The organism is Streptomyces sp. NPDC055955 (assembly GCF_042270245.1).
GTDB lineage: Bacteria > Actinomycetota > Actinomycetes > Streptomycetales > Streptomycetaceae > Streptomyces.
This window is the reverse complement of the sequence record NZ_JBHJYS010000001.1, coordinates 661,565-674,796: the sequence shown is the minus strand read 5'-3', so window position 1 is coordinate 674,796 and position 13,232 is coordinate 661,565. Positions and strand designations below refer to the sequence as shown.

Annotated in this window: 11 protein-coding genes; 6 read left to right on the top strand and 5 right to left on the bottom strand. The window is 70.9% G+C overall.

Annotated elements, in window-relative coordinates; translation table 11 throughout:
- Positions 1–60 precede the first annotated feature (60 nt).
- Both ACFC96_RS02820 and ACFC96_RS02815 read left to right on the top strand, forming a co-directional pair.
- Positions 61–1,545, top strand: coding sequence for a cytochrome ubiquinol oxidase subunit I (locus ACFC96_RS02820; protein ID WP_376609779.1), 1,485 nt, complete (start codon positions 61–63; stop codon positions 1,543–1,545).
- A complete protein-coding gene (locus ACFC96_RS02815; protein ID WP_340459623.1) occupies positions 1,545–2,585 on the top strand; it encodes a cytochrome d ubiquinol oxidase subunit II in 1,041 nt (346 codons plus the stop codon). The genes ACFC96_RS02820 and ACFC96_RS02815 overlap by 1 nt, the downstream gene beginning before the upstream one ends.
- A gap of 35 nt (positions 2,586–2,620) precedes the next feature.
- Here ACFC96_RS02815 and ACFC96_RS02810 read toward each other — a convergent pair whose 3' ends face one another.
- From ACFC96_RS02810 to ACFC96_RS02795, 4 genes are all read right to left on the bottom strand, one after another.
- On the bottom strand, positions 2,621–4,201 hold the full coding sequence (locus ACFC96_RS02810; protein ID WP_376251127.1) for a GMC oxidoreductase: 1,581 nt from the start codon (positions 4,199–4,201) through the stop codon (positions 2,621–2,623).
- Positions 4,202–4,372: 171 nt separating this feature from the next.
- Positions 4,373–4,858, bottom strand: coding sequence for a gluconokinase (locus ACFC96_RS02805; RefSeq protein ID WP_376224573.1), 486 nt, complete (start codon positions 4,856–4,858; stop codon positions 4,373–4,375).
- A 26-nt stretch (positions 4,859–4,884) separates the two neighbouring features.
- Positions 4,885–5,829 carry a cyclase family protein gene (locus ACFC96_RS02800; RefSeq protein ID WP_340459626.1) on the bottom strand — a complete coding sequence of 315 codons (945 nt, stop codon included), beginning with the start codon at positions 5,827–5,829 and terminating at the stop codon, positions 4,885–4,887.
- Positions 5,830–5,832: 3 nt separating this feature from the next.
- Entirely contained in the window at positions 5,833–7,653 is a 1,821-nt protein-coding gene (locus ACFC96_RS02795) for a glycoside hydrolase family 15 protein (protein WP_376609777.1), read from the bottom strand.
- 622 nt (positions 7,654–8,275) lie between these two features.
- Between ACFC96_RS02795 and ACFC96_RS02790 the strand changes: the two genes are divergently transcribed.
- Together ACFC96_RS02790 and ACFC96_RS02785 are read left to right on the top strand one after the other, a co-directional pair.
- On the top strand, positions 8,276–9,196 hold the full coding sequence (locus ACFC96_RS02790) for an aldose 1-epimerase family protein (protein WP_376251133.1): 921 nt from the start codon (positions 8,276–8,278) through the stop codon (positions 9,194–9,196).
- A complete protein-coding gene (locus ACFC96_RS02785) occupies positions 9,184–9,459 on the top strand; it encodes a hypothetical protein (RefSeq protein ID WP_376609776.1) in 276 nt (91 codons plus the stop codon). Before ACFC96_RS02790 ends, ACFC96_RS02785 begins: the two co-directional genes overlap by 13 nt.
- Before the next feature lie 152 nt (positions 9,460–9,611).
- Here ACFC96_RS02785 and ACFC96_RS02780 read toward each other — a convergent pair whose 3' ends face one another.
- Positions 9,612–10,388, bottom strand: coding sequence for an IclR family transcriptional regulator (locus ACFC96_RS02780; RefSeq protein WP_376609774.1), 777 nt, complete (start codon positions 10,386–10,388; stop codon positions 9,612–9,614).
- Positions 10,389–10,839: 451 nt separating this feature from the next.
- On the opposite strand from ACFC96_RS02780, the gene mgt reads away from it, so the two are divergent.
- Positions 10,840–12,051: a macrolide-inactivating glycosyltransferase gene (mgt, locus tag ACFC96_RS02775; protein WP_376609772.1), complete on the top strand. Its 1,212-nt coding sequence runs from the start codon at positions 10,840–10,842 to the stop codon at positions 12,049–12,051.
- Between the two features lie 203 nt (positions 12,052–12,254).
- A complete protein-coding gene (locus tag ACFC96_RS02770) occupies positions 12,255–13,214 on the top strand; it encodes a CDP-alcohol phosphatidyltransferase family protein (RefSeq protein ID WP_376609770.1) in 960 nt (319 codons plus the stop codon).
- Positions 13,215–13,232 lie beyond the last annotated feature (18 nt).

Here is a 13,232-nt window from a genome sequence, read left to right as displayed (position 1 = left end):
CCGCAGCCCCGCCACCTCCACAGCCCCGCCACCTCCGCAGGGCAGACCATCGAGGCTCACATGCTCAGCACCGCTGCCCTGCTGGCGAGCGGCACCCCGGCCCAACTCCTGCCGGCACGCCAGTTGATGGCCTTCACCCTGGCCTCGCACATCCTGCTGGTCCCGTTCGGCGTGGCACTGCCGTTCATCACGTTGCTCATGCACCACCGGGCGCTTCGACGCAACGACCCCGTCGCCCTCACCCTCGCCCGGCGCTGGTCGGCTGTGATGGCCGTGCAGTTCGCCGTCGGCGTCGTCACCGGCACCGTGCTGTCCTTCGAGTTCGGTCTGCTGTGGCCCGGCATGATGGGGCGCTGGGGCGACGTCTTCGGCCTCGGGTTCGGCATCGAGGCGTGGGCGTTCTTCCTGGAGGCCGTCCTGATCGCGATCTATCTCTACGGCTGGCGCCGGCTCAAGCCCTGGACCCACTTCTGGCTCGCCGTGCCTCTGCCGCTGACCGCCCTGATGGGGGCGTTCGGCATCATCGCGGCCAACTCCTGGATGAACACCCCGCAGGGGTTCCGCCTGGACGCCCGGGGCGATCCCCTCGCCGTCGATGTGCGGCAGGCGATCTTCACACCGATGTTCGGCCCGGAGTACTGGCACTTCGTGGTCGCGATGCTCCTGACAGCCGGCTACGTGGTCGCCGGTGTGTACGCGGTCGGCTGGCTGCGCGGGCGCCGTGACCGCTACCACCGGCTCGGCTTCACCGTGCCGTTCACGGTCGCCGCGATCCTCACTCCGGTCCAGTTCATGCTCGGCGACTCCGCCGCTCGCGCCGTCTTCCACAAGCAGCCGATCAAGTTCGCCGCCACGGAGATCGTCTGGAAGACCGACACCCACGTACCGGAGTACATGTTCGGGCGCCTGCATCCCGACGGGACGATCTCCGGCGGACTCAGGATTCCCCAGCTGGACTCGATCCTCGCCGGATTCAGCCCGGACACCGAGGTGACGGGCCTGTCCTCGGTTCCGGCGAGCGACCGCCCGACGGCGACTCAGGCCACCATCGCCCACTGGGCCTTCGACATCATGGTCACGATCGGCAGCGTGCTGATCCTGCTCGCGCTCTGGTACGGCTGGTGCTGGCTGCGGCGCCGGGACCTCCCGCGCAGCCGCTGGTTCTTCCGCTGCGCCGCGATCGCCGGAGTCGCGTGCCTGGTCACCGTCGAGTGCGGGTGGATCACCACGGAGGTCGGCCGCCAGCCCTGGATCGTCTACCACCACATGAGGGTCTCGGAGGCGGTGACCGATACCCGCGCCGGATCGCTGTGGACGATGCTCGGTCTGGTCATGGCCGTGTACGTCGCTGTCTTCGGCTCGTTCCTCGCGGTCGTCCTGAAGATGCGCACCCGCTGGCGCATCGCCGACGAGGGCCACGCCGCCGCGCGCGCCGAACTGCCGCCGGAGACCGACACCCCCTACGGGCCCAGAAGCGAGCCCGAGCGCACCACCACCGGGGCCGAGCCCGGCGGCTGCGACCGCACCTCTGGCGGTGCGTCGTGATGGCCGACCTCATCGCATGGGTGATGGTGCTCGCGATCGCCGCCTACGCCTGCGCCGGAGGCACCGACTATGGCGCGGGATTCTGGGACCTCCTGGCCGGCGGCGCGGAGCGCGGCAAGCGGCCCCGATGGCTGATCGACCACGCCATGGCGCCGGTCTGGGAGGTCAACAACGTCTGGTTGATCTTCATTCTGGTGATCATGTGGACCGGCTTCCCGACGATGTTCCAGGCCGTCTTCTCCGCGATGTGGCTGCCGCTCGCCCTCGCCGCCGTCGGCCTGGTGCTCCGCGGTGCCGGGTTCGCCCTGCGCAAGCCGACCCGACGCCTGGCCCAACAGCGCGTCTACGGCGCCGCGTTCGCCGTCTCGTCGCTGCTCACGCCGTTCTTCTTCGGTGCGGTGCTCGGTGGCATCGCCTCCGGTCGGGTCGAGGTCGGCACGACCGCCTCCGCGGACGCCTGGGCCAACGGAACCTCCGTCCTCGTGGGACTGCTGGCCATCGCCGCCACCGCGTTCCTCGGCGCGGTCTTCCTCTGCTCCGACGCCCTGCGGTTCGGCGCCGACGACCTCGTCGACCACTTCCGCCTGCGGGCGCTGATCGCCTTCGCGGCGGTCGTCGTTCTCGCACTCATCGGCCTGCCCGTCACCCACGACGACGCCCGGTACGTCTGGGACGGCCTCACCGGAGGGCTCGGCCTGCTGCTGATCGTCCTGGCCGCGGTCTGTGGTCTGGCCACGGTCCTGCTGCTCTGGCGCCGCACCTACGGCTGGACCCGCCACACCTCGGTGGCGAGCGTCGCCCTGGTCGTCGGCGCCTGGGGCTTCGCGCAGCGGCCGTACCTGCTGCCCACCTCGCTGACGGTGGCCGACGCGGCAGGTGCCGCTCACACCCTGCGGTGGCTGATGATCGTCACCGCCGTCGCGATCCTGCTGGTCGGTCCGGCGCTGGTGCTGCTGTACCGGCTCGACACGATGGGCGAGCTGGAGGAGCTCACCGACGCCGACACGCGGGCTGCCGGAACGCCCGGCGACAACGTGTAGGGACTCAGCCGGTTCACGGAGCGTCGGAGCCCCCGTCAGCGCAGGCGGCCGGCGATGTGATCGCCGACCCGCAGGGCGTTGGCGATCGCAGTCAGCGACGGGTTCACCGCTCCGATGCTGGGGAAGAAGCTCGTGTCCACGACGTAGAGGTTGTCGAGGTCGTGGGCCTTGCAGTCGACGTCGAGGGCGGAACTCTTCGGGTCCTCGCCGAACCGCACGGTGCCGGCCTGGTGCGCGGTGGCGCCGATCGGCATGCCCTTGTGCAGGTAGATGCTGTGATCCAACAGGTGGTGCTCGCGCATGCCCAGGTGCCCGAGCATCCCCTGCAGCTTGTGCTGGAGCCGCTTCAGCCCGGCGGTGTTGTTGTTCTCGTCGAGAGCCAGGTGGATGGCGTCGTCCTTGTCCAGGGTGACTCGGCTCTCGGGCAGCGGAAGGTCCTCTCCGCACAGCCAGAAGTCGACGGCATGGTGCGCCAGCACCTCGAAGGGCATGTCGGGCATGACGGCACCGGCCCAGCGCGGTGCCTCGCCGTGGATCTGCTCGGCGTCCGACTTGCCGAGCATCTGGATGCCGCCGAGCGGATACTCCCAGTCGTCCGCGCCCAGGTACCAGTCGTTCAGCGCCAGGGTCTTCTGGAATCCGGTCGGGTTCGGTTCCTTCGACACCGCCATCAGGGCCAGGTTGTTGTGGCGCATGTAGTGGCGTCCCACCACGTCCGAGCTGTTGGCGAGCCCGCCGGGGTGCCGGTCGTTGGCCGAACGCAGCAACAGGACGGCGGAGTTGACCGCGCCGGCCGCGACCACCACGATGTCGGCGCTGAATCCCTCCGTCGCCCCGTCCGCGAACTCGGCGACGACCCTGGTGACGGTGCGTCCGGTCGGGTCGGTCTCCAGACGCCTCACATCGGCTTCCGTCACCAACGTGACGTTGTCGTGCGTCAGTGCCGGGTCGACGCAGATCACCTGCGCGTCGGACTTCGCGCCCATCAGGCAGGGGAAGCCGTCGACGCGGTCGCAGCGGATGCAGACGCTGTCATGGGTGGCCCGGCCGTTCTCGTCCTGGGTGAGGTTCACGCCGATCGGCAGGTGGAACGGGTGCAGGCCTGCCTTTCCCAGGTCGTCACTGAGTTGCTGGATGCGCGCCTCGTGCTCGACCGGCGGGTAGGCGTACTGCGCGCCGGCCGGTCCTTCGGTGGGGTCCTCGCCGTGCCGCCCGTGCACCAGGTAGAGGTGTTCGGCCTGGGTGTAGTAGGGCTCCAGGTCCTCGTAGCGGATCGGCCACGCCGGGGAGACGCCGTCGTGGTGGCGCAGTTCGCCGAAGTCCTCGGGCCGGAGGCGGAAGAGCGCGGCGCCGTAGAACTTGGTGTTGCCCCCGACGTAGTAATTGACCTCCGGGGGGAACTGCTTGCCGTGCTTGTCGTACCAGAACTCCGGGGCACGGTACTTGCCCTTGACGAAGACGGCTGTGGAGTCCCAGTTGTCCCGCTCCCGTGGCAGGTAGCCGCCGCGTTCCAGGATCAGGACCCGTTTTCCGGTGGGGGCCAGCCGGTGGGCGAGCGTGCCGCCCCCCGCCCCCGTGCCGATGATGATGACGTCGTAGTGCTGATCGTCGGCCATGAGAGGGTCCCGTTCTAGGAGTCGTCGGCGGTCCTGGCCGTGGCGCCTGTCCGGGGTCTCTGAGCTGCGCTGTTCCGTACGAACGCTTGCGCAATAAGGACATGTTGCGCCATTTCCAAACTATCGGGTGGGTCGGGTGGCGGCGACCCGGCCCAGTCGTTCAGGCGCCGGTCACCTCAATTCCCGCACGGCGTGCACCGCCCGGTCGACGATGGTCCGCGGGTCGGCCGCCGCGTCGACGGTCAGGCCGGGCTCGTCCGGCCGCAGCGGCTCGAGGGCGGCGTACTGGGAGTCCACCAGCCGGCCGGGCATGAAATGGCCCGCACGGCCCGCCACCCGTCGGCCGGCGCTCGCACGGTCGAGCGCCAGATACAGGAACCAAGTCCCCGCGCCTGCCTCGCGGAACAGATCCCGGTACGCGTGCTTGAGGGCCGAGCACGCCACCACCCCGCCTTGGCCGGCGTCGGTCGCCTCCCGGATCCATGCGGCGACGGACAGCAGCCACGGCCGGCGGTCCTCGTCGTCGAGCGGGTGCCCCGCGGCCATCTTGGCGCGGTTCGCGGCCGGGTGGACGTCGTCCGCCTCCAGGAAGGGCGTCGTGAGCCGCCGCGCGAGCAACAGCCCCACGGTGGACTTGCCCGATCCCGAGACGCCCATGACCACCACGACCGTCGGCGCCGCGGTCACAGGACGGCGATCGGGTTGACCGGAGAGCCGGTGGCGTCCGGCAGTCTCAGCGGGGCGATCACGCAGAGGAACGTCCAGCGCCCCTCCGCCTCGCAGACCGGTGCCAGGTACTCGAACTGCAGGTAGTCCAGCAGGTGCAGGCCCATGGCGTGGATCGCCAGCACATGCACGGGGAAGTCGACGCCCTCGGTGGAACTCGGGGCGGTGTCGTTGTTCCCGTCGCCGCCGAGCACGGCGACCCGCCGGTCCGCGAGGAACTCCAGCGCGTACGGGTGAAGACCGGCGCGCTCATGTGCCACGTCCCACGGCCCGAGTTCGGCGCGGCGTCGGCGGTGGCCGACACGGACGAAGAGCAGGTCACCTTCTGCCACACGGAGATTCTGGGCGGTCTCGGCCGCGGCGAGGTCGTCGGCGGTCACGTGATCACCCGGTTCGAGCCAGGGCACGCCGCGCAGCCGCGGGATGTCCAACAGCACGCCACGTCCGACGATCCCGTCGCGCGCCGTCTCGACGGAGAGTCTCGTCGCCCCGCCCGCCGTGACGCTGCTCGACGGGACACCGCCGTGCAGTGTGCCGTCGTAGATCACGTGGCAGAGGGCGTCGATGTGGCTCTCGGCGTCACCGTGCACGTTCATCGCGAAGCTGTCCCTCGCGAAGTGGAGCCCACTGGAAGTGTCTTCCCCCGGCTGCCTGTACATCCGGTGCTCGGCGGGCTCCGGATTGTCCGGACCGGGCACGGTGTCCACCGGCGCGGCGAGCGTGACCGTCCGGCCGGTCCGCACCTCGCGGGTCGCGGCCAGCACCCGGCCGGAAGTCAGCGCGGCCAGAGCGCCGCGGCCACCCGCGGCCCAGGCGGTGCGCGAGCACAGGTCCCGGTACAGCACGCCGAACTCCTCGGCGGTCAGCCGTGGCGGTCCTGCCGGACGGGCGTGCGTGACCATGGGTCAGCGCCTGCTCTCCGCGTCGAGCGCCTCGTCGAGGGTGGTGGCCGCCATGATGAGCGACAGATGCGTGAACGCCTGGGGGAAGTTGCCCAGTTGCTCGCCGCTCGGACCGATCTCCTCGGCGAAGAGCCCGATGTGGTTGGCATGGGTCTGCATCTTCTCGAAGATGTAGCGGGCCTGGGGCAGCCGCCCCGCCCGGGCCAGCGCGTCGACGTAGAGGAAGGTGCACAGACTGAAGGTGCCCTCCGAGCCGCGCAGGCCGTCCGGTGATGCCGCCGGGTCGTAGCGGTAGACGAGGCTGTCGGAGACGAGCTTGCGGTCCATCGCGTCGAGGGTGGCGAGCCAGGTCGGGTCCCGGGGGGCGATGAACTGGACCCGCGGCATGAGCAGCAGGGAAGCGTCCAGGACGTCGCCGCCGTAGTGCTGGACGAAGGCGTTCTCCCGCTCGCTCCAGCCGCGTTCCATGACCTGCTCCAGGATGGCGTCCCTCGCGGCGCGCCACTTCTCCACGTCGGCGGGCCTGCGGAAGTGCTCGGCCAGGCGCAGCCCTTGGTCGAAGGCGACCCAGGACATCACCCGGCTGAAGGTGAAGTCCTGGCGGCCGCCGCGGGTCTCCCAGATGCCCTCGTCGGGCCGGTCCCAGGACTCGGCGAGCCAGTCCAGCGTCCTGGTCATGGCCTTCCAGCCGCGGTAGGTGGACTGCTGCGCGATCTCGCGGCCCTGGGACAACGCGTAGAGGGCCTCGCCGTAGATGTCCAGCTGGAGCTGGTCGGCTGCTCCGTTGCCGATGCGGACGGGGGAGGAGCCCCGGTAGCCCTCGAAGTGCTCGAGTGTCTCCTCGGGCAGGTCGGGGTCGCCGTCGACCCGGTACATCGTCTGGAGCGGCTCGCCTTCCGCGCCCTCGCGCTCCTGGAGCCTGTCGATCAGCCAGTGCAGGAAGGCGGTGGCCTCCTCGGCGAAGCCGAGGTCCAGCATGGCGCGCACGGACAGCGCGCTGTCGCGTACCCAGGTGAACCGGTAGTCCCAGTTGCGTTCTCCGCCGACCTGCTCGGGCAGGCCCATGGTGGCCGCCGCGACGAGGGCGCCGGTGGGGGCGTAGGTGAGGAGCTTGAGGGTGATGACCGAACGGTGCACCAGCTCGGGCCAGCGGCCCCGGTAGCGGGACTGGCGCAACCACGCCTGCCAGAACTGGCCGGCGTCGTAGAGCTGTGCGGTGAGTCCGTCGACCGTGAGGGGGGCGGGTGCCTCGCCGCCGGACGCGCAGACGGTGAACACGACGCCGCCCGACTCGCCGGCGCTCAGCGTCACCCTGCCGCGTGCGTCCTGGCCGTCCCGCTCCAGCGGGAAGGAGGCCTGCAGGTGCGCGTCCATGTCGGGGGAGCGGAAAAGGCCGCTCCTCTCGCCGAGCTCCAGCTGGTGCCCGGCCCGGCCGTAGTCGAAGCGCGGGCGGCACTCGAGCGTGAAGTCAGCGGTCCCCCGCACGGCCCGCACGACGCGTATCAGGGTGTGACGGTCGGTGGCGGTGCGGGTCCGGTCCGGAGGCATGAAGTCGACCACCTCGCCCACCCCGTCCGGGGACATGAACCGCGTCACCAGAATGGCCGTGTCGGGGTAGTAGAGCTGCTTGCAGGTCGTGTCGGGGTGCTCGGCGGCCAGCCGCATGTACCCTCCGCCGTCGTGGTCGAGCAGCGCGGCGAAGATGCTGGGGGAGTCGAACCGGGGAGCGGCGAACCAGTCCACGACACCCTGCGACGACACGAGCGCGGCCGTCTGCAGGTCGCCCACCAGGCCGTGCTCGGCGATGGGAGGGTAGCGGTCCATGACTGCTCCGAAGTCTCGACAGAGCCCCTGCTCCCACTATCGGCCACGCGGGTGGCCCTGGCGCGTCGAAGCGGCCGGCGACCGCTCGGCCCTGGCGGGCGACGACCGCTCACCCCTGGCGGCCTGGCGGGACGACGGTCCGTCGGCCGCCGGGGGCACTCTTTCGGTGCGACGGTGACGTGCCGCGGGCCCCGCGCGGGGAGGGCCTCGCGCGGGGCGGTGACGTGCCGCAGGCCCGCCGCGGGGAGGGCCTCGGCCGGGGGCGACCGAAGCGACCCGACAGCGGCCCGGGTCGCAGGAGCCGAGCACCGCACCCGGCTTGCCGGCCCTCATCGGGAGTGGGGCCGGCCGGAGTCGGCCGATCACAGGCGAGAGGGGCCGGTGCCGGAGCGTCGCGGTGCCTCCGTGGGTCCGTCGTACGGGCGGCGGAGGCTGTGCACGGGGTGTCCACGTCCGGTTGGTGGGCCGGGCGGACAGGGCCGGCGATTTCACCGTCGGGAACGTGTCGCGCTTGACGGTGTCGGTGCGGGGCCGCACGCTCCCGAGGGGAGGGGGCGGCGGCGCGGGCCACCACCAGGTCGGCGCCCGAAGGCACCGACAGGGCGGACCGAGGAGGCCACGCGTGCAGCAGAGCCGCACTGGACGGCAACTGACCCTCTGCCACGGCACGCACCGTGCCGTGGTCGTGGAGCTGGGAGCGGCCGTTCGGTCCTACACGGTCGGTGAACGGGCCGTGATCGACGGATTCGCCGAACAGGACCGCATCAGCGGCGGGCGCGGCCAGATCCTGGTGCCGTGGCCCAACCGGATCCGTGACGGCCGGTACGCCTGGCAGGGGCAGGATCTGCAGCTGCCGCTCACCGAGCCGGCCGCCGGCAACGCCATCCACGGGCTGCTCCGCTGGGTCACGTGGCGGATCGTGGAGGCGAGCGGCAGCCACGCCGTCCTGGAGGTTGCGCTGTGGCCGCAGCCGGGCTACCCGTTCCACCTCCATGTCCGCGCCGAGTACGCGCTGGGCGAGAGGGGGCTCGAAGTCGCCGTCACCGCGCGCAATCTCGACACGAGCGCCGCGCCCTACGGCTTCGGCCAGCACCCCTACATCACCCCGGGCACCGCGGTCGTCGACCAGGCGGTGCTGACCGTGCCCGCGCGGACCTGGCTGCGCACCGACGAGCGCGGACTGCCGGTGGCCGCCGAGCCGGTCGCCGGAACCGAGTACGACCTGCGCACGCCACGGGCCGTCGGCGCGCTCCGGCTGGACACCCCTTTCGGGGACCTCGACCGGGACGCGGACGGTCGGGCCGTGGTGCGCCTGGCCCACCCGTCGGGTGCGTTCGGTACGGACGTGTGGCTGGGCGAGGGCGCAGATTACGTACAGCTCTACACCGGCGACACCTTGCCGCCGCAGGAGCGCCGTCGAGCGGTCGCCGTCGAGCCGATGACCTGCCCCCCGGACGGCTTCCGCAGCGGCACCGGTCTCGTCAGCCTCGGCCCCGGCGAGCAGCACACCGTGCGCTGGGGGATCACGCCGTGGGGAGAGTGACGGCGCCGTTCACCGGGGGCGAGGTGCTGTTCGACCCGGGTCTGACCTGGCAGACGTTCGCGCGCAGGTACGAGGAGGGGGCAGCCGTTCTCGGGCGGCCCGCCGGGAACAGCCTCCCGCCCGGCAGCGATCTGCTGTTCCTCGTGCGCCGGGACGGCCGCCTCGATCCCGTCGTGCAAGGCAGCACGCCACAGCCCTGGCCGGGGGACGTCGCCGTCCTGCTGACCCCGGGCCGACGGAGTGCCGAGAAAGCGGCGCGGTAGGTCGGCCGTGGGCTCTCGTCCCCCGAACCCCGTCTTTCCCGGCGGGCCGTACCGGGGACCGCGACTCACTCGGCCCGACGCACCGGTGCCCGGGCACGTCCGCGCACGTCACGCGCATGGACACCGGCCGCCGCCGTCTCTGCCCCGACGCGTCAGGGCTGCCAGCCCAGGGTGCGCGAGATGCCCCGGCCGGCGAGTCGTACGGCCGGGATCAGCGAGTGCGGCTGTGTCCCGGCCGAGGGGACCACGAGCGAGACCGCGGCCACGACGTCGCCCCCGGGCCCGCGGACGGGGGCGGCCACCGAGACCGCGTCGTCCGTGATCTGGCGGTCCGCCACCGCGCAGCCGGTGCGCCGCACCTCGGCCAGGGCGCGGCGCAGCAGGACGGGGTCCGACAGGGTGTGCGGGGTGAAGGCGGTGAGCGCGCGCTCGCAGACCTGGTCCTGCACGGTCCTGGCGCTGTGGGCGAGGAGGACGAGTCCGACGCCCGTCGCGTGCAGCGGCCAGCGGGCTCCGATCCGGCTGCGCACACCGATCGCGTGGCGGCCGGACAGCCGTTCGATGTAGACGACGTCGAGCCCGTCGCGCACCGCGAGGTGCACGTTCTCGTGGGTGGCCTCGTAGAGGTCCTCGAGGAAGGGCAGCGCGGCCTCGCGCAGGGCGGGGCCGCGCGGGGCCAGCGCCGCGAGCTCCCAGATCCGCAGTCCGACGTGGTAGCACCCCGCCGCGTCGCGTTCGAGCGCGCCCCACGCGGTGAGCTCGCCCACCAGGCGGTGGGCGGTGGCCAGCGGCAGTCCGGCCCGGCGGCCTATCTCGGTGAGCGACAGGGCGGGCCTGCGGTGGTCGAAAGCGCCGAGCACCGCGAGCAGCCGCTCCGCCGCGGAACGGCTGCGCGCCGCGCCCGCTGAGTCCTGCGACGGCTCGGTCATGTCGGGCGGTCAGTTCCTGTCCGTGAGCGTGGCGTTGAACGGCGGGCCCGAGCACAGCCCGAGCCGGTGGCGGAGACAGCCGGGGTCGGCGTGCAGCGCGCGGGTCCAGGGCGCGTCTTCGTCAGCGATGTCGGGGCTCCTGGGCCGGTCCGTACGGCACAGGGGTGCCTGAGGTCGGCTTCAGCATGAAGCACTTGAAGCATCCCGGAAACCATGGGCGGCAACTTTGATCGGCCCTGGCCTCCGTCTCGTCTTCGGCGCGCCCATCGCGCACGGCTGTCTCACGTTCTCCCTCCTCATCCGGATGTTCACCGGGCTCCTCGACGTGGAAGGCGTCACCACCGAGGTCGGCCACGGCCCGAACGAGGTCCGGCTCCCGTGCCGGCCGGCTCCCGGTTCTCCGCGGAGAATTAAATTGCACGAGACGTCTCGTCTCACTTACGGTTGCGTCATGACCGTCCCCAGGAACGCCCATATCGCCATGTTCTCCATCGCCGCCCACGGGCACGTGAACCCGAGCATCGAGGTGATCAGGGAGCTCGTCGCCCGCGGGCACCGCGTGACGTACGCGATCCCGCCGCAGTTCGCCGAGAAGGTCGCCGAGACCGGGGCCGAGCCGAAGATCTGGCACTCGACGCTGCCCACCGACGACGACCCGGACGCGTGGGGCACGGAGCTGATCGACCACCTCGAACCCTTCCTCACCGACGCGATCCAGGCGCTGCCCCAGCTCATCGACCTCTACGAGAACGACGAGCCGGACCTCGTCCTGTACGACATCACCGCCTACCCCGCCCGCGTCCTGGCCCACCGCTGGAACGTCCCGATCGTGCAGTTCTCACCGAACCTCGTGGCCTGGGAGGGGTACGAGGAAGAGGTCGGCAAGCCGATGTTCGAGCCGCTGAAGCAGACGCCGCGCGGCAAGGCGTTCTACGAGAACTTCGAGCACTGGATCCGGTCGCACGGGATCGACCGTTCCGTCGAGGACTTCATGGGCCGCCCCGACCGCTGCCTGGTCCTCATCCCCAAGGTGCTCCAGCCGAACGCCGACCGGGTCGACGAGAGCCGTTACACCTTCGTGGGCGCCTGCCAGGTCGAGAGGGCGGCGCAGGACGAGTGGCAGCGTCCGGCCGGCGCGGAGAACGTCCTCCTCGTCTCGCTCGGTTCGTCCTTCACCAAGCAGCCCGCCTTCTACCGCGCCTGCATCGAGGCCTTCGGCGACCTGCCCGGCTGGCATGTGGTGCTCCAGATCGGCAAGTTCGTCGACGAGGAGGAGCTCGGTGAGATCCCCGCGAACGTCGAGGTGCACCACTGGGTGCCGCAGTTGGCGATCCTCAGGCAGGCCGACGCCTTCATCACGCACGCGGGCGCGGGAGGCAGCCAGGAGGGTCTCGCCACCGCGACGCCGATGGTCGCGGTCCCGCAGGCCGTCGACCAGTTCGGCAACGCCGACATGCTCCAGGGGCTCGGCGTCGCACGCCACGTACCGATGGAGGAGGCCACGCCCGAAAAGCTCAGGGAGACCGTGCTCGCCCTGGTGTCCGACCCCGAGGTGGCACGCCGCCTCCAGGAGATCCGCGCGGAGATGGCGGGTGAGGGAGGTACCCGGCGCGCGGTCGACCTCGTCGAGCGGGCCGGTGGCCCGGTTCCACGGGAGGCGTGAAGTGATCGCGCGTTTTAGGTAACGGTCAGGTCATTCCATAACGCTCGGGTAACGCAGGTGGCGCCTGGCGAAGTCGTCGACTTGGCCAGGGAGTTCGACCGTTACCCCCGGTCAAAGGTTGCACGCTGCGCTACTTGAACCTCGTATGAAGGGCTTTCTAGCGTGAGATGAACTCACGTCGAACGCCAGGAAGTTGACCAGCCATGCGCCGAGACATACCGCCCCTCGACGAGGTGCGCCGCATCACCCAGAAGAAACGGGACGCGTGGTGGACCGTGCTCCTCGTCGACCCGGTCGCCACGCCGCTGGTGCGGCTGACGGCGATGCGTACGAGGATCACCCCGAACCAGATCACCTGGGGCGCCTTCGTCCTGGGCCTCGGCTCCGCCGTCCTCTTCTGGCTGGGCGACTGGCGCTGGCTCATCGCCGGCGCCGTCGTCTACCACCTGTCGTTCATCCTCGACTGCATGGACGGCAAGGTCGCCCGGCTCACCGGCCAGGGGTCGGTCTTCGGTGCCTGGCTGGACTTCGTCTTCGACCGCATCCGCGTCATGGTGTGCGGGGTCGCGCTCATGGCGGGCCAGTACGAACGCACCGGTGACGAGCTCTACATCTGGCTGGCCCTGGCCGTCGTCGGCCTCGACACCCTGCGCTACATCAACTCCCTGGAGATCTTCAAGATCCGCCACTCCATGCGCAAGCAGATCAAGGAGCGGGTCAAGGAGGCTCGGCGCGCCGAGAACGAGGCCGAGCTCGCCTTCATGGAGGACCTCCTGCGCGACAATCCCGAGGCGGACATCGAGCAGGACCTCCAGAAGGCACGCTCGGCCCAGGGGATCGCGGAGGCCGCACCGCGGCCCGCGCCCCAGGTGGTCGACCTGCACCAGGAGTTCAGGAGCCGCTTCCCCCTGTACCTGCGGATGCGCTCGTTCCTGCTCCGTCACCGCATCCGTACCCATCTGATCAGCGGGATCGAGTTCCAGATGGGCGTCTTCATGATCGGCCCGCTGATCGACCAGGTCCTGTGGGCGACGATCGTCTCGGGAACGCTTCTGCTCGCTTTCGAACTCGCCATCATCTACAAGCTGTTGCTGTCGACGCGCGACTTCACGCGCACGATCGACTCGTTCGCCGAGCGCGGCCGGCGGGCCGCAGCGGCCTGAACGTGAGGGGGTGCCCCA